General features: G+C 58.3%; 19 protein-coding genes. 12 read left to right on the top strand and 7 right to left on the bottom strand.

Going from position 1 to position 17,336, the window contains the following annotated elements:
• Positions 1-34 precede the first annotated feature (34 nt).
• The 4 genes from trbD to J3489_RS25010 all read right to left on the bottom strand — a co-directional run bounded on the left by trbD (position 35) and on the right by J3489_RS25010 (position 2,187).
• Complete coding sequence (trbD, locus tag J3489_RS25025; RefSeq protein WP_207002660.1) at positions 35-364, bottom strand: conjugal transfer protein TrbD; 330 nt, start codon at positions 362-364, stop codon at positions 35-37.
• The gene (locus J3489_RS25020) at positions 361-669 is read right to left on the bottom strand and encodes a TrbC/VirB2 family type IV secretion system protein (protein WP_207002658.1); all 309 of its coding nucleotides are present in this window, start codon (positions 667-669) and stop codon (positions 361-363) included. Before J3489_RS25020 ends, trbD begins: the two co-directional genes overlap by 4 nt.
• A 226-nt stretch (positions 670-895) precedes the next feature.
• Positions 896-1,945: a P-type conjugative transfer ATPase TrbB gene (gene trbB, locus J3489_RS25015; RefSeq protein ID WP_207002656.1), complete on the bottom strand. Its 1,050-nt coding sequence runs from the start codon at positions 1,943-1,945 to the stop codon at positions 896-898.
• Positions 1,942-2,187 (bottom strand): hypothetical protein, encoded by a 246-nt coding sequence (locus tag J3489_RS25010; RefSeq protein ID WP_207002654.1) that lies wholly within the window; start codon positions 2,185-2,187, stop codon positions 1,942-1,944. The genes trbB and J3489_RS25010 overlap by 4 nt, the downstream gene beginning before the upstream one ends.
• On the opposite strand from J3489_RS25010, the gene J3489_RS25005 reads away from it, so the two are divergent.
• From J3489_RS25005 to J3489_RS24960, 10 genes are read left to right on the top strand one after another with little or no spacing between them, the layout of a single operon-like run.
• Complete coding sequence (locus tag J3489_RS25005; RefSeq protein WP_207002652.1) at positions 2,162-4,375, top strand: TcpQ domain-containing protein; 2,214 nt, start codon at positions 2,162-2,164, stop codon at positions 4,373-4,375. The genes J3489_RS25010 and J3489_RS25005 overlap by 26 nt on opposite strands.
• Positions 4,376-4,403: 28 nt before the next feature.
• Entirely contained in the window at positions 4,404-6,317 is a 1,914-nt protein-coding gene (locus J3489_RS25000; RefSeq protein WP_207002650.1) for a type II secretion system protein GspD, read from the top strand.
• A gap of 1 nt (position 6,318) precedes the next feature.
• Entirely contained in the window at positions 6,319-7,380 is a 1,062-nt protein-coding gene (locus J3489_RS24995) for a type II secretion system protein (protein ID WP_207002648.1), read from the top strand.
• 14 nt (positions 7,381-7,394) lie between these two features.
• Entirely contained in the window at positions 7,395-8,057 is a 663-nt protein-coding gene (locus tag J3489_RS24990) for a type II secretion system protein (protein WP_242540276.1), read from the top strand.
• 5 nt (positions 8,058-8,062) lie between these two features.
• Entirely contained in the window at positions 8,063-8,878 is an 816-nt protein-coding gene (locus tag J3489_RS24985; protein WP_207002646.1) for a hypothetical protein, read from the top strand.
• A gap of 8 nt (positions 8,879-8,886) precedes the next feature.
• Positions 8,887-10,821, top strand: coding sequence for an ATPase, T2SS/T4P/T4SS family (locus J3489_RS24980; RefSeq protein WP_207002644.1), 1,935 nt, complete (start codon positions 8,887-8,889; stop codon positions 10,819-10,821).
• An 18-nt stretch (positions 10,822-10,839) separates the two neighbouring features.
• Positions 10,840-11,889, top strand: coding sequence for a type II secretion system F family protein (locus tag J3489_RS24975; RefSeq protein WP_207002642.1), 1,050 nt, complete (start codon positions 10,840-10,842; stop codon positions 11,887-11,889).
• 17 nt (positions 11,890-11,906) lie between these two features.
• On the top strand, positions 11,907-13,283 hold the full coding sequence (locus J3489_RS24970; protein ID WP_207002640.1) for a hypothetical protein: 1,377 nt from the start codon (positions 11,907-11,909) through the stop codon (positions 13,281-13,283).
• Complete coding sequence (locus tag J3489_RS24965) at positions 13,280-13,810, top strand: hypothetical protein (protein WP_207002639.1); 531 nt, start codon at positions 13,280-13,282, stop codon at positions 13,808-13,810. Before J3489_RS24970 ends, J3489_RS24965 begins: the two co-directional genes overlap by 4 nt.
• Before the next feature lie 4 nt (positions 13,811-13,814).
• On the top strand, positions 13,815-14,393 hold the full coding sequence (locus J3489_RS24960; protein ID WP_207002638.1) for a hypothetical protein: 579 nt from the start codon (positions 13,815-13,817) through the stop codon (positions 14,391-14,393).
• Positions 14,394-14,437: 44 nt separating this feature from the next.
• On the opposite strand, the gene J3489_RS24955 is transcribed toward J3489_RS24960, so the two are convergent.
• The 3 genes from J3489_RS24955 to J3489_RS24945 form a co-directional block, all read right to left on the bottom strand.
• Complete coding sequence (locus tag J3489_RS24955; protein WP_207002637.1) at positions 14,438-14,953, bottom strand: ASCH domain-containing protein; 516 nt, start codon at positions 14,951-14,953, stop codon at positions 14,438-14,440.
• A gap of 163 nt (positions 14,954-15,116) precedes the next feature.
• Positions 15,117-15,494, bottom strand: coding sequence for a type II toxin-antitoxin system VapC family toxin (locus J3489_RS24950; protein ID WP_207002636.1), 378 nt, complete (start codon positions 15,492-15,494; stop codon positions 15,117-15,119).
• Positions 15,491-15,730 carry a type II toxin-antitoxin system Phd/YefM family antitoxin gene (locus J3489_RS24945; RefSeq protein ID WP_207002635.1) on the bottom strand — a complete coding sequence of 80 codons (240 nt, stop codon included), beginning with the start codon at positions 15,728-15,730 and terminating at the stop codon, positions 15,491-15,493. The genes J3489_RS24950 and J3489_RS24945 overlap by 4 nt, the downstream gene beginning before the upstream one ends.
• 144 nt (positions 15,731-15,874) lie before the next feature.
• Here J3489_RS24945 and J3489_RS24940 point away from each other — a divergent pair, with 144 nt between their 5' ends.
• Together J3489_RS24940 and J3489_RS24935 are read left to right on the top strand one after the other, a co-directional pair.
• Entirely contained in the window at positions 15,875-16,102 is a 228-nt protein-coding gene (locus J3489_RS24940; RefSeq protein WP_207002634.1) for a helix-turn-helix domain-containing protein, read from the top strand.
• Positions 16,095-17,273, top strand: coding sequence for a site-specific integrase (locus J3489_RS24935; protein ID WP_207002633.1), 1,179 nt, complete (start codon positions 16,095-16,097; stop codon positions 17,271-17,273). Before J3489_RS24940 ends, J3489_RS24935 begins: the two co-directional genes overlap by 8 nt.
• Positions 17,274-17,336: the final 63 nt, after the last annotated feature.

The raw sequence follows: 17,336 nt of genomic DNA, 5'->3' as shown, positions 1-17,336 counted from the left end.
CGGGCTTATCAAATGATCAAGCCCGGCCAAATCGTTAGCGAAAGTCCCGCACCTTTGGAACGAGGGCGTTGGGACGCCCACGAGCAGGGTAGTAGCGTCGGTACTTGAAATGCCGAATCAAGACTTTCGACATCCGCTTGTCAGCGCGCCCCATGCGCTTAACAACAAACAGCAACGCCACCGCGATCGCAATCCCGACCGGCACCCCGTATTGCGGGCCAAAACTGCCCGAACACGCGAACCCTTCGGTCACGCCGATGAGCATCGAGAACAGCACGAGCTCACGCTCCCCACCGGCAAGCGTGATACGGCGCTCAAGAGACTTGTGAACGTGCCGAACCTGGAGGACGTCTTGGTCGCTCATGTGTTGCAGGTGATGCCGCCCGGATTAACGAGACGGTAGATGGACGCACCACCAACCAAAATCCCGATCACGATCACGATCGCGAGCAGCGATTTGACGATGCCGGTAACTTCTTCGCCGAAAATCAGCTTCGAGCCGGCACCAAAAATTGCAGCAAGCGCAATACAGAACGCAGTCTTGCCGAGAAGAGCGTTAGCAAAGCTGCACAGGCCTGTATCCCACGGCATCGAGGTGGCGCGCGCGCCGACCATGTAGAGCCAGAGAAGCAGTGTGAACTGCACTTTCGCAATACGGTTAAGCATCATGACTACTCCATAGATCAGATTTTATTGCAATGTAAGACGGTTTCTTGAATCGTGGCTACTGGTCAATTTCAGCTTCGCTTTGCCCTCCTCACGGCGCCCCGGATCCGCGCAAGATTCTTGAAAAGCGCAGCGATAGCAATCAACGCCACGGTGCACGAAATCAACAGCGTGTTCCACAGTTCAGTGAAGTCGCCGCGACAAACAAACTGGTTCATAGAAGACCCCCTCAGATCGGTTCCAGTAAGTATTCCTGTGAGCGCTTGTCATAGCCCTTAACTTCAAGGACCTCTTTCAACCGCCGTCCTGCCGGCGCGGTCGGATCTTTCGAGATAAAGAGCACCATATTGACCGCCCGCCCGATGAGCGCTGGCCGCGGCAACGGAGACGCTTCCTGCACCAACTCGTCAAGACGGGTCAGCCCGTCTAGGCCGCTGTCCGCGTGAATCGTGCCGCATCCGCCTGGGTGCCCTGTATTCCATGCCTTCAGCAGAGCCAACGCCGCGCCATCCCGAACTTCACCGACGCAAATCCGATCGGGACGCAGGCGCATGGTTGCCCTAAGCAGGGTCTGCATGGAAACACTGTCGCTCGTACGCAGGTATTCCACGCAACGCATGTCGCATTGCAATTCGCGCGTGTCCTCCATGATCACCATCCGGTGATCTGGAGTGAGTTCCGCGATTGCGGCCATGATGGCATTCAGTAGAGTCGTTTTGCCTGATGACGTACTTCCGACCACGAGGATGTTCCATCGATTCACGACGGCTTGACGGATTGCATCCGCTTGCCGAAGCGTCATGATTCCCCGTCGAACGTAGTCGTTCAGGGTAAAGACCGCGATGGCCTTTTTCCGAATATTGAAAATCGGACGCGCAACGACGGGCGGTATGATGCCTTCAAATCGGTGACCACCGAGCGGGAGCTCCCCCTCCAGAATCGGCGATTCCTCGCTGATTGTGGTCCCGAGCATCGGCGCGACGATCCGCATCAGCATGTCCGCATGTTGAGGCAGCATGCGCACAAGCTCTCCATTAACCTCGAGCGGGATCAATCCGCGCTTGATCGTGTCGATCCAAAGCCAGCTATTCTGGCTTAGCAACACTTCGTAGACGTCGGGGTCCTCAAGCGCCGCAACGACAGACGGGCCGAGGTTGTGTTTAATGTTCTCGATGCTACGATTCCATGCTTCGCGCTCGGCTTCCGAGAGCCCGGAAAAGTCCAACTCGAGTTCTGCCTCGTCTTCTGACGCCGCCGCCGTTGGATCGTCGCGCCTCATTGTCCTGCCCCATCTTCCGAAGGCTCCGCACCACCGGAAGGCTTCGCGCGCTTGATAAAGCTCACGACCGTCTCCGTCACAACGGACACGCCGTTTTGCAGCAGAAAGTCGCGGATCTGGCTGTACGAATAGCCTTTCTCGCGCAGTGCGAGGATTTCCGTCTCGTACGGCCGGAGGCGGGATACCCTCTCCCCGCCTTTGCGGGGAGTCTTGGCCATGAATTCAGCAGCAGTGATCGTCATAGGTCGTGTCTTCAAGAATGGAGGAAAGCGCACAAAGCTCCCGCTAAACGCCCGTCCGCCGCCGATTTTCACCAGTGAAAACGACTCAACGGCAGCATCCTCTTCGCAACATGAAAATAATTATGCAATCTATGTTGAACTTGTGCAAGGCCCAATGCATAATCTGTACATACTTTCATTGACTTATCCAACCTGTGCGATGACACCATTGTCTGTCCGCAACATGAAACAAGTCTCGCTCGCCGTCCTGCTCGTCTGCTGCGCGATGGGCCATGCACAAGCGTCGTATCGCGCACTGGATGGTCGAACCGATGCCGCCGACCCAGCTGCAGCTTACGCCACGACAGCCAACCCTTATTTCGCGACCACTCCGAACATCACAGTCGCGTTCCCCAATGGCTCACGCAAGCCCACACGGCAGGCACTCAACGCTCTTCAGGATTTTCTCAACAACCTCGCGGTCGGTGCGCGCCTTGCAATCGTCGCCCGCACCGACCACGGCAAATCAAAAACGCTCGTTGAACAACGCGCCACTGCAGTCCGTGACGCGTTACTCGGCATGGGAATTTCTGGTTCCCGGCTCGCGCTAAGCGTCGACGGCCCGGCCCCCACCTATGACGACGGCACAACCCCGCCCTACGTGCGGGTCTTCGTTATGCCCGCTGCGATCGACGACGCTCCCGCAGAGCAGCCCGCCGTTGTGCAGGCACAGCAGAATACTGCCTCGGACGCTGCCGCAGCGATCGCATCTGCCGCATCCTCAAAGCGCGGCAAAGATAGCGACGCGCTTGCAAGCAGCGATGTTCGCGTCCAGATCGCAAACAAACTCTTGTCAATAAATGCGCAAGGGAAACTCGACGCCCAAACAGCACTCAATCTGATCCAGGCGTTCCTGAACCCCGCCGCACAAGCAGCGCCCACGCAACCAGCAGCCGCGCCGAACGTACCAAGCGCTCAAGCGCCGGGGAACCCACCCGCTCGCACAACCTCCGCCGAGATACCGTCATATTGGCAGGACGATGCTCGTAATGTGCCCAGTAGGCCGACGGATCCATATCCCTCTGTTGTTGCCACGCCACCTGTTACCTGGCCGCACAACGCCCCGGAAACCCGACCCAGCAGCCAAAGCGACCGTAGTTTCCGGGCAACGCCTGTCGCTGCTTCGGAGCAACGCAAGCCCACGCCACAACCGAGCCGGCGTTCCGCCCCCGCTCCGACCAGCGACAGCCAAGACGACCAGCAGATCGAAGCCTTCGCCGCTGCGCTCGAAGCCTTGCCAAAGCCTAGCTCCGCGCCGTTGCAAGCTACCGATTCCACCGCGCAGATCGCACGCGCACCAAGAAAGACCGCGGCTCACACGTGGACCCCGCTCACCGACGACGGACAAACCGTTCCCGCAAAATCGCAAAAAACTCAAACGCCGTCCACGGACACCGCAGTTACCTCAGCGACAACACCAATCGCCGGCGCGACGCCACTGGCGACGACGACTATTGTCAGCGCCCCCCTGCCCTCAACTTCAGGGAGCACTGTCGCGCCCCCAGTCAACAAGGGCGCTCTGATCAAGGTCAGCTTTCAGCCTTCCGGCCCTCCGCTATTGCCGACACAATTATCGACCGCAGCCCCCGTGGCTCCAAAAACAGGTGCTACTGCAAGCGCGCCCGACGAATCCTCTGCCTCGTCGGTTATAGCAACCGCACCGCCCCCGGCAACACCGTCTTCTTCGAAGATGAGCGCGTCCACGCCCGCTGCCGCCCCAAGCAGCAGCATGGCCTCAGACAACCAACCACACGTCAAAGCTTCTACCGCCACGGCTCCCCTTGCAACGCAGCCCGTCACCGACGCACCAACTGCACAGCCGACAAACAGCAACGCACCGGCCCCCGAAACACTTGCTCGCGCGAAGCCGCAACCCACGCCTTCGGACTTCAGCGCACCGTCGGAGACGGCCTCGCCCAAGTGGGACCTCGACCCAAGCAAGACTCTTAAAGAAAACCTGGACGCGTGGGCCGCGCGGGCGAATTACCACGTGCAGTGGCGTGCCTCGAACTACATCAAGGTCAGCACCGCGCGTCACTACACCTGCGAGTTTCTTGAAGCCGTATCCATCATTGCTCAAGGCGCGTCCGCCATCGTGAACATCGATACATGGCCGCAAGATCACCTAATCAAGGTCACCGACAAGTAACCAAATGTCAGCAAGGAAACACGACACCATGAAGAAATATGCCCTCGCGCCTCTCATCATGAGTCTGGTGCTTAGCGGATGCGCCTCCGACTACCGCAAGGACGCCACTGATCTGCAGTCCAAGGCGCAAAAGGAACTGGACGATGCCAAGGCCGAAGCGGCGCGCCAGGCATTGAAGGTTCACACCGGGGACAGCCCGCTCGAATTCGAAAAGCTCTCCGCTGCTCAGCAAGAAGCCAAGCAGCGCGAATGGCTTCGAAGCAAGCGAATCAGCTACATCCCAAGAAACCACGTAAATGCCTTTGAGATCCTGAAGATGCTGCGTGACAACGGTATCAACGTCACGTCGTCACTCCCTCTCGACACCTACACGTACAGCGGCCTCGGTGTTCGCAACGTCGACGGCGAAACGGCGCTCAAGGTTTTGCTCGCCACCATGGGCCTCGACTACGAGATCGACGACGAGGCCCAGATCGTGACCGTTGAACCGATGAAGAGCCAGACATGGACCATCAACATCGGCAACCGGACCACCTCTTACACTTCGGCCACGATCGACATGGGCAGCAGCGACGGATCGGGCAACTCGCAGTCGGGTTCGCTCGGCTCGACTGGTTCGCTGGGATCCAGCGGCACAAACAATAGCAGTGGCGGGCTCTACGGCGCGACCTCTGGCCAAGGCGGCAACGGAGCCAACGGATCGAACTCAAACGGATCGAGCTCGAATGGCAACACCAATTCGATTACGAGTAGCGACAACTTCTGGACCAGCCTTAAGACCGAACTGCGTGATCGGCTCTCGATACTTTTGCCTGCGGGCTCTGCAGTGTCGTCAATGCCTGACACGAGTGCGGCAGCCGGACTACAGGGCCGCACGGCGGTTCCCGGCATCGGACCACAGATCGCAGCGCTTCGTCCCGCGGCGATCGGCGGCTCATCCGGCGGCGCCGGTGGCGAGCAGCCAGTCGGCGGAAACGGACTCTACACCCCCCAGTTGGTTGGACGCTACTCGATCAACCCCGAGACTGGCGCAATTACCGTCCAGGCGCCGCGCTGGATCATGCGCGATGTGTCTAAATACCTGAACGACGTGCAAGCGATGTACAACACGCAGATCACGTTCGAGGGGAAGGTCGTCATGGTCACGACCTCCGACAAGGAAACACAAGGCCTCGATATATCCAGCTTTGCGAGCTTCGCCCATGGGCGCTACGGCGCTGTTACCAGCAACAACATCCTCGGCGGCACAACCGTGTCATTTCCGACAGGTAGCAAAATCCCGACTGTAACGACTGGAAGCACCTCGCTCGCGTCGGCTGCCGGCTCACTCTTCGGCATCACCTCCGCACTGGATGGACTGCAGATTTTTAACGCCTATCTGCAGACACAAGAAAACGCCCAGACCGTACAGAAACCTCTCGTATCGACGACTAGTGGAACCCCTGTCGAATTCGGCCGCATGACGACACGCCACTACACGGTGTACGAACAGAATTCGTCGGCAGGCGGCGTCAACGGCAATGCATCAGTCGCCACGCAAAACATCCTCGTACCGTACAACCTCGGCACTATCCTGCGGATTAACCCCCGGTACGACGTGCGCACCGGCATTATTCGTGCGCAGGTTTCCCTAGTTGAAGCCCAATTGGTCGGCTGGGACAGCAGCACACAGTTCATTACCTTCGGTAACAACGTCCAGCAGATTCCCCAGCAGACGCCGATCATCAATCGGCAGGTCAATACTGCCGAGGCCGTACTCAAAGATGGCGACTTGATCCTGTTAGGTGGCCTGAGCGAAGACACAAGCGACGATACCGGCAACGGCGTGACGAAGCTCAAAGATATGCCGGGTCTGAGCGCGGTCTTCGGCTCGAAAAACAAGACAGGTACGCGCACAACGATGTACTTCGTTCTCAAAGTCAGCATCGCGAAGCGGAGCTAACGTGAGAGCTTCGACGAAAGCCCCGCCGCAGCGGTCCATCGGCCCGACCACCCAGAAAGGCTTCACGCTGGTTGAGGTCATTATCGTTGTTGCCATCCTTGGCATTGTCCTGAGGATCATCGGCCCCATCATCGGTCAAGGGCTCGGCTTGGGCCAGCGCGCCTATCTGGATTCGCAGACGCTCGCCAACCAGACGATCGCATCAGTTTTGCTCGACAGCGCACGGACGCAATCCACGTTGGGCCAATTACCCGCGCCCTATTCTGGCAACGGGTACGTGAGCGCTGTCTTCAATCCGACAAATAGCACCCTTGCGAGTGCTTTCCAGCAGGCAGCGCTGAGCATTAACCAGATCAACGATGACGGCACTAATGCCCAGAATGTGCGGGTCTATCAACAGGCCAGCGGTCTAACCATGCAGATGCCGATGTATTTCCGCAGTGGTCCGCTGATTACCCTGACGTATCAGGTGGGCGCGGTCTACAGCACCACTTGCGCACTGGTCGGTTCGGGCTGCAATCCATCGGGCAACGGCATTCCAGGCTTCAGTTCGACACTGACGGCGGCGAACGCAGCCACCTGGACACCGACCCTACCCGACTTCGGCGCGCAGATCTTCAGCACCCTGCAGCTTCAGAAGTCCATGCTCCAGACCACGGTGAGCCGGATTGACGATGTCCGCAATGCTTTCCAGAACTATTTCCGCGAGCGAGAACGTCTTGCTGCAGCTGACGACACCACCAACTGGTATCCCGCACCCAACGGCCCAGGCGCGCCGAACCTGGCTGGTGGAAACCCGGCATCGAACCAGGGCTGCTACGACGGCTGGTACAACCTCTCTGACGCGACCGTGAACGTACTCGCACAGGTTGGCCTCGACCAGGCCCGCTACGGAACCACTCAGTGGGGCGCAACAATCCAGTATTGCCGCGACTACAACCCGCTCGCGACAGGCCCAAATTCCATCCCTCACTACGGGGCACTCCGAATCAACACACAGGTGTCGAATGGCGTCGCTCCGGATACCCTCAACCCCGCTAACAACGTTGTATTGACATATTGATCTAGAGGAACGCTATGCAAATCGAAACCCAATCGCCGGTCCGTACGATCAACGCGGGCTCCGCGCCGCGTCAACGCCGCATCAAGCCGCGCAAGCAGCGCGGGTTCACGCTGCTCGAAGTCATCGTCGTGGTGGCGATCCTCGGCATCATCGCCTGGATCGTTGCCCCGAAACTTTTCGGGTCCACCGATAACGCCAAAGCGCTCGCTTACTCCACGACTGCATCAGGTCTCGCGAATAACTGGCGGGTCGTCAATCAGAACTGTGGCACGTCAAGTCTGATCGCATCTAGCGCCATCACGACCAATCCTGGGCCGGCAGGCGCCCTGCAATTGCTTGTCGACGGCGTCGGACTTAACGCGACCTACCAGGCGTGCTATCAAAGCGCCAACACTCAGACGCTCCACGAATCCATCCAAGGCAGCGCCGCCGACGGCTATACGCTGAATAATTCGGTCATCACCCTCAGCGACGCAAACATCAACGGCAAGCAACTCGTCGCGGTGCAGTATGCCCCCGCGACGGATGCCATCGTGCTCGCGAACTACCAAAAATACAGCAGCGTGGCAGGCGCGAGCCAAGCAATATCCCTTCCCGCTGCAGCCGACACCACGGACCCGAAGATCCAGTTCTCGACGGATAACGGCGGTACGCGGACCATGACGATCTTCGAGTAATTGCCATGCCAGTGATCATCGCCGCCTTCGTCATGTGGTTCATCGCGCTGCTCAACGGCTACATCGCGTTGACTGCGGGGCGCGACCAGATGTTTGACGGGCAGCAGCGTGCGATCAACACGCGCTTCACAGCAGGTGCCGTGATGCAAAGCATCAACGAGACGGGGGTACCGCCCGCTTCGATTAGTGCACTCGCATCCACACCGGGCTTCCAGGATCAACGATTGGCGGCGACGATCCCCTGGCAAAGCTACGCCGTTAGCGGCGTACTAAATGACGGAACATGGCAGTTCCAGCGGGTAGCAGTCTTCTCACAGCGCCGAGAAACCGCAGTGGACACTGCCACTTACCTTTCAGCATCGGCGAACGCCTGCGGCTCGGGCGCCTTCAGTGCGCTCGGCCCATGGTGTGGCAGTAAAAATTCATTCTGGTGGACGTATGACACGCGCGCGGACTATCCGAACCAGATTTCCGCCGAACGTGCAGCCCAGCGTCGACTGCTTCAGAAATTCGCCCGCGTCTACGAACAGGTCGTCAATAACAAGCAGGTATTTCCGAACCCTGGTAGCGCTGCAGCGCCGCTCATCAATCTGATTCCGGGGTACACACAGACGGCAACAACCTGCACCGGCCAATACCTCTGGCAGGGCGTACCGCTCGACTGCACGGATCTCTACTCCGTGTGGGGAACGCCTCGTGTCTACAACTACATCACCGAGGACTACATCGCGATCCTCGCCACGTCGACCATCAAGGACACGACTGGCGCGTTCGTACAAGTGGCGTCCCAACTCGACAGCACGTATCGCCTTCCGAACTGAGAACAGACATGACAAACCTTTCCGAAGCGGTGAACCTCGCCGACACTATCGAAGATCCGTCTAAAGTACGCGAAAGGCTTGCTACCTGGGGTTATACGCCAGACGAGGCCCCCGCAGAACTCGTTGAGATGGCAAAGCTAAGCCTGTCCACCGAAACGCTTCGCGTCGGCGACCTCGTCGTCCAACTCGGCTATGCCGATCGCCCGGAAGTCGAAAAGCTTCTTGAGTCCAAGCCGAAGAATGTGCTTACGCTGAACCATCTCGCCGAGCACATCGACAACCTGCGGCCCCACATTCAGAAAATGCTGGCGCTCACGGAAGGACGGGCGTTTTACACCATCCTGCCGGCGTCGCCCAGCCATCTGCTTGCGAACGAACTGATCCGGCAGGCCTGCAACGAGTATGAAGCCGTCCTGATCGACACGCCGTCCGGACGTCCCTGTCTGGTCTTTACCGAATGCACCAGGCTCAAGGAATACGAGCAGATGGCCCGCGACAAGCGCGCCAACGACCACATCTACCAGACATGTAAGGACGGCCCGATCCTTGCCGTCGGCCAACGCACCGAGATCTATCGACTGCTGAGCTCCGATACGGCGGACATGATCGCAATCGATCAGGAACATCAAACCCGCTCGTTCACGCCGGACCAGGCCTCTACGGAGGTGCAAAAGCTGCTTGTACGAATGCTCGACTACGCCGCTTCGAAAGGCTCAAGCAACATCGCATTGCAGCCGCAGCGCGACGGGATCGTTCTCGTACGCTACCGGCGCTCCGGAAACATGTATGAAATGCCTGTAGTGCCTAGACTAAACCCCGAGCAAGCGCGCGAACTGAACCAGTTTCTGCATCGCATCAGCGGTGCGCGTTACACCGATACGCAAGCGCTCGTGGAAGGCCGCCTGCAAGCGCCGGCCGACGGCCAATTCATCTACAAGTCGCAGGAAGCAGAGATCTTCCTGCGGCTTGGTTTCACACCGCCCGATTCTTCCGGCCTCGCCTTCTCGCCCGAGTCGGTTTCGATCCGCCTGATTCCGCGATCGACAGCACGCGTGAGTCTCAAGGACATGAAGATCAAGCAATCGGTGATAACCGAATTGAAGAACGCGCTCAGCGAAACCATGGGCATGATTCTTCTTGTCGGACCGACCAATTCCGGGAAAAGCACCACCATTGCCGGCGCGCTGACCCTGGACTACGAAATGCACGGGGACACGAAGAACCGGCTCAGCGCAGAGCAGCCCGTCGAGCGCTCAATCCCCGGTGTGGTGCAGCATACGATCGACCACAGAAACACGTATGACCTCATGGTCGCAGCGATGCTGCGTCAGGATCCGAACCTCGCTTATATCGGCGAAATCCGCAGCCGATCGTCGGCAGCAGCCGCAGTGCGCGCTGCGGGTACAGGGTCCATGGTGCTCTCGACCGCCCACGCGAACGATGCGATTCTCGCGTACCCCGTACTGCGTGCGTACATCTCGAATACGCACGTCGACAATGCGACGGCGGCAATGGTGACCGAGCACGACCTGATCGAGGCTATGAACCTCGTCGTAGCGCAGCGACTCATCCCGCGATTGTGTCAGTGCGCCACGACCATCGAACGGCGCCCGTTCGATGACCTGCGTGAGCTCACCAAAGCTTATTGCAAGAAGCACTCGCTACCTGTTCCATCAGAACACCAGTTCAAGCAACTGGCTCACAGCAAGGTACGGAATCCGAAGGGTTGCCTGCACTGCGACGGCACGGGATTCGACGGTGTGGTTCCCATCAACGAAACGCTTGTCTTCAGTCGGGAGTTAAAGAACGCGTTGCATGACATGGCAGAGCGCGGCACGTTCCACTACGCGCAGCTCACGCGGTTCCGCGAGCGATCCCTGTTTGACGCTGCGATCGAACGGGTGCTCCTCGATCAGGCGCAACTTCCGAGTCTGCTCATCTGATTTTCACTGGTGAAAAAAATGTCCGAAGCCCCTCTGACGAAACCCTTCTCGCTGCAAGAAATCCGCATGGCATCGATGTTCATGACGTCGCTCGTGAAAACCGTGTCGCTGGACGATTCCCTGAAGGAGATGGCTAAGCTCCAGCGGCAGCGTGCGGAGTTCTGGCTGTCTGCAAACAGTCACGTGCGTGCAGGCCAGTCTCTCTCCTCCTTCCTGGAAAAATACTGGCCTCTCATGTTCACCACTCCGGTTCGAATCGGTGAGCAGTCGGGCAAGCTGTCTTCAGTCTTCGAGAAGATTGCCAACACCGCGGAACTGCAACTTGAGATCTTCTCGACCATGCGAAAGCTTGTCTACCCTGTTGGCATGATCGTGCTAGGGATGGGCGTGGGAATCTTTTTTATGCTGTCAGTGATTCCCGCCATGGCCAGCGGTTCAGAGCGCTCGCGGTCGTCCTCTGCAATGAAGCTATCTCTTGCCGCGCATGACCTGGTGAACCAACACCCCGCCATACTCGGCGCGGTTGGTCTCGGCTTCATCGCGTGGGCTTTCCAAATGCTCAAAAGTCCCACCGCACGCTCCGCTATCCTCGCCAAACTTGACTACGTGCCGGGCCTTGGACCCGCGATCCGCTCCCTCTACTACGGCCTGTGGTCCCGCTATATCGCGTTGATGCAGGAGTGCAGCATTCCCCTGCAAGACGCTATCGGCATATCCCAACCGCTGCTGCTTGATTACATGGTCCCGAGTGTTGAGGCAGTAAGGGATAACGCCCGGCTGGGATTCAGCAACGCTGTTGACCTTGACAAGGTTCCGCCCGGTGATCCGAGGCACGCGCTTCCGGTGTTTCTTACCAACGCATTCCGCATGACGGATAACACCGGCTCCGGGCAAATTCACTTTGAAGCAGCATCGACACCACTCGTCAAAATCGGCATGGTGCAAATTCACCGTTTCATTGACGTTGCACAAGGTCTCTCGACATTGATCGCGGCCGCTTTCGCCGTAGCGCCGATGCTGCTCTATTTCCTGCAGGCAACGGACCTCATCAAGAACGCACTTCGTTAATCCATCTCGCAATCAAAATGAAAATGCCTTCCTTTGAAACGTTACGTCTTGCACTGGGATTCGGCAAAAGCCGCAAAGGAGCAGCCTCCCAAGCGAGTCAACCATTTCCCACGGTCGCTGCGCCCGTGTTTGCACAAAACGCTGCGGCCCAGTCGGGTGCGCGCGTCGCGATGCCCACCTGGCAACGACTGACTGCTAGTCTCAAAACGCGCCCCGCCAATCCGGTGCACACAGGCGCCGTACCTTTCCTTGGCGAGGCTTCAGCAGTATCGGCGCAAGGCGCACGCCTGTCCGGCGCCGTGCTGACCGGCGAACTTGTTTTCGCCTCGCTCGGGAAGGACCGCCCGGACGGCGCCTACACCGCGCAGCCGTCGCGGGTGCTCACTCCTTGGTGGAACATCCGGAGTCCTCGCCATCTTCACGTGTGGGTTCATAGCGACCTGCCCGCAGCCGGAACAACCCATCGCTTCGCGTTTGCGCTGGACTCAATCCTTCGATACGGCAGGCAGCAAAAAGGGCGTTGCATCATATTCAACGGCTTCCATACCGCTGAACGCACGTACCTGAACTTCTACAAGTTCAAGGACGGTGAACTGGTAGAAACGGGAGAACGGTTGATTCTTGCCAAACAGCAGCGCTACGAAACCGAGGTCCGCATGCTGCTCGATAGCCTCAACAACCAGTCCGACACACGGTTTATCTGGACCGCTCCCCTTCTGCCGATCACGTACCCAGGTCTCGTATCCGTTGGTGAAGCTATTTTTGCAAGGCGCAGGGTCCACCAACTGACGACAGGCTTGGGTCGCACCCGCGATTTCAAGTCACTCCTGCCGGTCCTCGCTTGCGCTCTCGCACTCGCCGCCTATGGCGCCGCAATGGTGTCGCAGCTCGCGGCGTTCAGCCATGCACAGGCCGGCTATCGTCACCTAACCTCCATCGGACCCGCGAACGCCGAATCGCTAGACGTCTTGAAGGCACGCGAAACCTGGCTTACCGCTCCTAACCCAATGCTCCACAATGCGCAGACTGTCGAACCCCTCCTGGCGGCGATTTCCGTGCATGACGCCTGGCGCGTCAAAGCCCTTACAGTCAACGCCGTTCCCAAGGACAGCGCAAGCGCAGCGCAGACCACGCAACAAGGGCAAGCAGCGCCCGACCTCGAGGTGGTCATTCGGGTGCCACGAACTGATGGTGTCGCACCGCTTGACCAGGCACATCCAATTCTCGCCCAACTGGCCGATGCTACCGGCCTGAACCTGCGTTTAGCGGCCGGGGGATGGCAGGAACAGCAAGACGCAACGGGCAAGGTACTGATCCTGACCATTCAAACAACGCTTCCGGAGCATTCGGACGCGTCGAGCGCCGCGAGCAATGGCAATGGAGCAAACCAATGAAACAGCAGAATCAACTGCTTCGCTGCGGGCTTGCCGCAGTCTTTTGCCTCGTGCTTTATTCAGGCGGCATGTCGACTTACGCGACGATGCATCAGAAAGTCGTCGACCAGCAGAGCGCTGAGACAAAGCTGAAGGATTGGCAGGACAAGTACCATGCACTGCGTCCTGTGGAGACAGCCTGGCGCCAGACTTTTCCCGCGGCTGCTGATATCAAGGATCTTTACTCGATCATCCAGCTGCTGGACGTTCAGCAATACGGCCTGACCATGCCGACACAGGCCTTCACCATGTCAGGCATCAGGCCTGTCGAGTACGCCGGCCAGAAGCTCGGCATCTATCGGGTATGCGTCCAGAACGGTGGTGCGTCACAAGGCTTGGTACTCCACGCCAATGATTACCCGACGCTCGTGAATGCCATCAAGCGCTTGGCCGGTCGCTCAGACATCACCTTCACATCCATATCTGTTCGCGACGGCGACGCGCCGACAATGACTCTCGCGAATACGTGCCTTCTTCTTCGGAATTGATCCCATGAAACTCGCACTGTCCGCCAATCCGCGAAACAACATCCTCCTCGTCGGGGCCATTGCGATTCTGCTCGCTTACGGCGGCGACAATCAGCTCCGTACTGTTCTCGCGTCACACTACCGCGTGATCGGCGGGACACCCACGCTTGCCGCATCACAGGTCGACAACCTGAAGCAACTCTACCCGCTCCTCGTCAACGCTCAAGGCCGCGCAACGCCCGCACCTGTTCCTGCGCCTGGCGAGCCGAAGCCGGCAGCATCTATGGACCAGTTATTCGGGAGAGTCGATCTGGAGGCAGCAAAAAAGGAGAAGGAGAAGAAGCCGGCCGCGACAGACTACTTCGCAGCCTTGAAGGAGCGCCAATCGAGCCTGCTGAGACTCGACGGCGTTGCGCCCAGCAGAGGAGCATTTATCAACAGCACCTACGTCGCGATCGGCGAGCCCGTCGATAGCGTCTCATATCCTGCGGATCCATCCCAAAACAAGATGGTTGCGCCCACGCTTGTCGCTGCCACGGATAAGACGGCGACGCTACAGGAGCCTCACGGTAGACGGACCATCATCCTGAAGATGGATAACTAAACGAAGACCGGCCCGAGCCGGTCTTTTAGTTTTGGCAGACGTGTCTAACCGTTGAGCGCTGCATTTTCAATCGGCAAGAGGGCGGGCGTGAAAAGACCACCTTCCACTTCGCGACGGACCCGTTCCATTTCGTGTTCCACGTGCGCAAGCGGCAGACGTAGTTCGCGAGCAATGTCGGCCACGATCATCCCACGATCAGCCAGCGAGAGGATTGACCGCCGCTTCTCGACCGCTGCGGCTTTGGCGATCTCATGGCGGATTCGCACGCCTGCGGCGCCCAGCGCGCGAACTGGAACCTCGAAGAACCCTAACCTTCCGAGCCACTCCACGAACGGTAGAGGTGCCGCGTAGCTGAACACAAACCCATGCTTGCCTGTGAACCACGGCGAATCGCTCTTCGTCACACAATCGTCCAGATCGCCCCAACCCACTACCCCGCCCATGTCGAAATCCCCTACCGAGGGCAGAGCCGTAGCCAGGTCAGGCCGCATCGCAACAACCTGTTCATAGCCACGCCGATCAAAACGTTTTCCCGCGTGAATCAGGACTGCGCCGCGCATGTTGGTCGCCCACGCACGATTCTCCACTCTCTTAGGATCTGGATATTCGGCAGCATGGACGAGCAGCCATGCCCATGGTTGCTGTACCGATATAGCCCTCACATCACCCCCGCTAACCGAAACATTCCTCGAATGGGTCAGAATCCCTATTGCTGCCTGTGATCTAGATACGCATCACGAGTTCAGAATACTGGGCCATGCTGCCGTCACCAGTCATCAGTCGCATAGGTTCCACTATGGCCTGTGCCACCAGAAGCCTGTCAAACGGGTCTCGGTGCAGCAGAGGCAACTTCGATAGCGCTTCCGTGTGCGCTCCCAGTACGGGCAATTCGTGGAAGCCGCTGTCGATCGCTGCACAACGAGCCTCTGGCACGTCCAGCGCGAGCTTGCCAATTGTGTGCTTGATCGCGATTTCCCAAAATGAAGCAACGCTGACGAACACCTCAGTCTCGTCCGCCAAGATAAGGTCGCGAACTTTGCTGATACGGTCGGATCCCGCCAGTACCCACAGAAACACATTCGTGTCGAGCAGCATCCTCATTCGTGTTTTCCTTCGAACGCGTCGAGAACGTCCGCCGGCAGCGGCGCATCGAAATCCTCCGGAACCTCGAATTTTCCCTTCAGGACCCCGATCCGCTTCGTCGGACCGCTAGAAACGGGGACGAGCTCTGCCTCCGCCTTTCCGTACGCACCGATCCGGATCCGCTCACCATTCGCAGCCCGCCGCACGAGTTGCGAAAGCATCGACTTTGCGTCGTGCATCGAAATCACGTCCATAACGCCCTCCAATCGAAATGGTTAGCTTAGTCCGATCTTAGCCCGCCGTCAAATTCAAGGCCTGCCTCACTTTGCTGACAATAGTCGGATGACGACAATTGTCAGCAAAGTGACAATTCGGGACTATTCGAACACATCCCGATTTTGAAAAGCCATAACCGGTCCTTCGGAAAAATCCTCCGCAAGCTGCGTAAGGACCGACAACTTTCCCAAGAAGCCTTGTCATACGAGGCAGGCCTCGACCGGAGCTATATTTCCCTTTTGGAACTAGGCCGGCGCTCTCCTACCCTCGACTCACTCGTCGCATTATCGCGTGCTCTAGGCGTGACCTTGACCGAAATCGTGTCGGCCATTGAAACCGACAATGAGTAGCACCCCGGACTCGCCGAACCCGATATCCAAATTGTCCGACGTTCGCGCAAAAACCGCCTTCTCCGTCAAGGAAGCCCTCAAGAAATACGCCGAGCGCATCTCGATCAATAAGCGCGGGTACAAACAGGAAAAATATCGGATTTCAACGATCGCGCGCACCTTCATTGGCAAGCGCCAGTTATCCGAGGTTACGTCCGTCGACGTGGCGAACTATCGCGACATGCGTTTAAACACGATCGCGCGAAATACCAATCGACCAGTTTCCCCAAATACTGTCCGCCTCGAGCTCGCACTCCTCAGTGACCTCTTTAACATCGGGATCATCGAATGGGGAGCCTGCACGGACAACCCTGTTTCACGCATTCGTAAGCCAAAACTCCCGCCGGGCCGCGATCGCAGGATCACATGGGGCGAGGAACGGAGAATCTTGCGAGCAGCTTCAAAGCATCGAAACACCGAGTTGTACTCAATCATTCTGCTCGCGATCGAGACGGCAATGCGGCAAGGCGAGATTCTCAATCTGCTCTGGGAAAACGTCGATTTGCGGACTCGAATTGCTCACCTACCGATGACGAAAAACGGCACCAAGCGGGATATCCCACTGTCCCTGCGTGCCGTGGATGCCCTGACTCGGCTCGGCCTAAAACCGAACGGTCCTGTGTTCAACTACACGTCGGACGGCTTTAAGAGTGCCTGGCGCCTTCTGGTTCGTCGGCTCGGCATCACCGATCTGCACTTCCACGATCTTCGCCACGAAGCGATTTCTCGACTCTTCGAGTTGGGCACGCTGGATATGATGGAAGTGGCGACGATCAGCGGCCACAAATCGATGCAGATGCTGAAGCGCTACACACACCTCAAGGCATCGAATCTTGTCGCCAAGATCGACGGGAAAAAGGCTCTGCTTCGCAGCAAACGGGTAATCGCGCAAGCTGTGGTTCCTTACCCTGCCCTCATCGTCTCCGACGCGGACGCCATCCAGTTACGATTCATCGACTTCGAGCACCTCGCGGTCGACGGCGTCGACGTAGACGACGTTACCGCACGGGCTCGGGACCTCCTCCTGCGAGAACTCGTCACACTATTGCGAGACTCGAAAAAAGCACCCCTCCCTACTGCTCCCGTTGACTATGACGACGGCGCGCACATTGTGCTAGTGCACCCCCTGTAAGAGGCTTTGGATCGGGCGACGGCCTAGATGAGCGTCTGGCGCTTATCGCTCGATGATCCTCGG

The sequence above is a fragment of the Trinickia mobilis genome, from assembly GCF_017315705.1.
GTDB classification, from domain to species: Bacteria; Pseudomonadota; Gammaproteobacteria; order Burkholderiales; family Burkholderiaceae; genus Trinickia_A; species Trinickia_A mobilis.
The sequence above is the reverse complement of the archived record's forward strand: the minus strand, read 5'-3'. Positions and strand labels throughout refer to the sequence as shown.

What these genes read in the sequence shown, in the direction of transcription:
- trbD (WP_207002660.1), bottom strand. Translation starts at nt 364, where the DNA reads ATGAGCGACCAAGACGTCCTCCAGGTTCGGCACGTTCACAAGTCTCTT.
- J3489_RS25020 (WP_207002658.1), bottom strand. Translation starts at nt 669, where the DNA reads ATGATGCTTAACCGTATTGCGAAAGTGCAGTTCACACTGCTTCTCTGG.
- trbB (WP_207002656.1), bottom strand. Translation starts at nt 1,945, where the DNA reads ATGAGGCGCGACGATCCAACGGCGGCGGCGTCAGAAGACGAGGCAGAA.
- J3489_RS25005 (WP_207002652.1), top strand. Translation starts at nt 2,162, where the DNA reads ATGAATTCAGCAGCAGTGATCGTCATAGGTCGTGTCTTCAAGAATGGA.
- J3489_RS25010 (WP_207002654.1), bottom strand. Translation starts at nt 2,187, where the DNA reads ATGACGATCACTGCTGCTGAATTCATGGCCAAGACTCCCCGCAAAGGC.
- J3489_RS25000 (WP_207002650.1), top strand. Translation starts at nt 4,404, where the DNA reads ATGAAGAAATATGCCCTCGCGCCTCTCATCATGAGTCTGGTGCTTAGC.
- J3489_RS24990 (WP_242540276.1), top strand. Translation starts at nt 7,395, where the DNA reads ATGCAAATCGAAACCCAATCGCCGGTCCGTACGATCAACGCGGGCTCC.
- J3489_RS24985 (WP_207002646.1), top strand. Translation starts at nt 8,063, where the DNA reads ATGCCAGTGATCATCGCCGCCTTCGTCATGTGGTTCATCGCGCTGCTC.
- J3489_RS24980 (WP_207002644.1), top strand. Translation starts at nt 8,887, where the DNA reads ATGACAAACCTTTCCGAAGCGGTGAACCTCGCCGACACTATCGAAGAT.
- J3489_RS24975 (WP_207002642.1), top strand. Translation starts at nt 10,840, where the DNA reads ATGTCCGAAGCCCCTCTGACGAAACCCTTCTCGCTGCAAGAAATCCGC.
- J3489_RS24970 (WP_207002640.1), top strand. Translation starts at nt 11,907, where the DNA reads ATGAAAATGCCTTCCTTTGAAACGTTACGTCTTGCACTGGGATTCGGC.
- J3489_RS24965 (WP_207002639.1), top strand. Translation starts at nt 13,280, where the DNA reads ATGAAACAGCAGAATCAACTGCTTCGCTGCGGGCTTGCCGCAGTCTTT.
- J3489_RS24960 (WP_207002638.1), top strand. Translation starts at nt 13,815, where the DNA reads ATGAAACTCGCACTGTCCGCCAATCCGCGAAACAACATCCTCCTCGTC.
- J3489_RS24955 (WP_207002637.1), bottom strand. Translation starts at nt 14,953, where the DNA reads ATGCGCGGCGCAGTCCTGATTCACGCGGGAAAACGTTTTGATCGGCGT.
- J3489_RS24950 (WP_207002636.1), bottom strand. Translation starts at nt 15,494, where the DNA reads ATGAGGATGCTGCTCGACACGAATGTGTTTCTGTGGGTACTGGCGGGA.
- J3489_RS24945 (WP_207002635.1), bottom strand. Translation starts at nt 15,730, where the DNA reads ATGGACGTGATTTCGATGCACGACGCAAAGTCGATGCTTTCGCAACTC.
- J3489_RS24935 (WP_207002633.1), top strand. Translation starts at nt 16,095, where the DNA reads ATGAGTAGCACCCCGGACTCGCCGAACCCGATATCCAAATTGTCCGAC.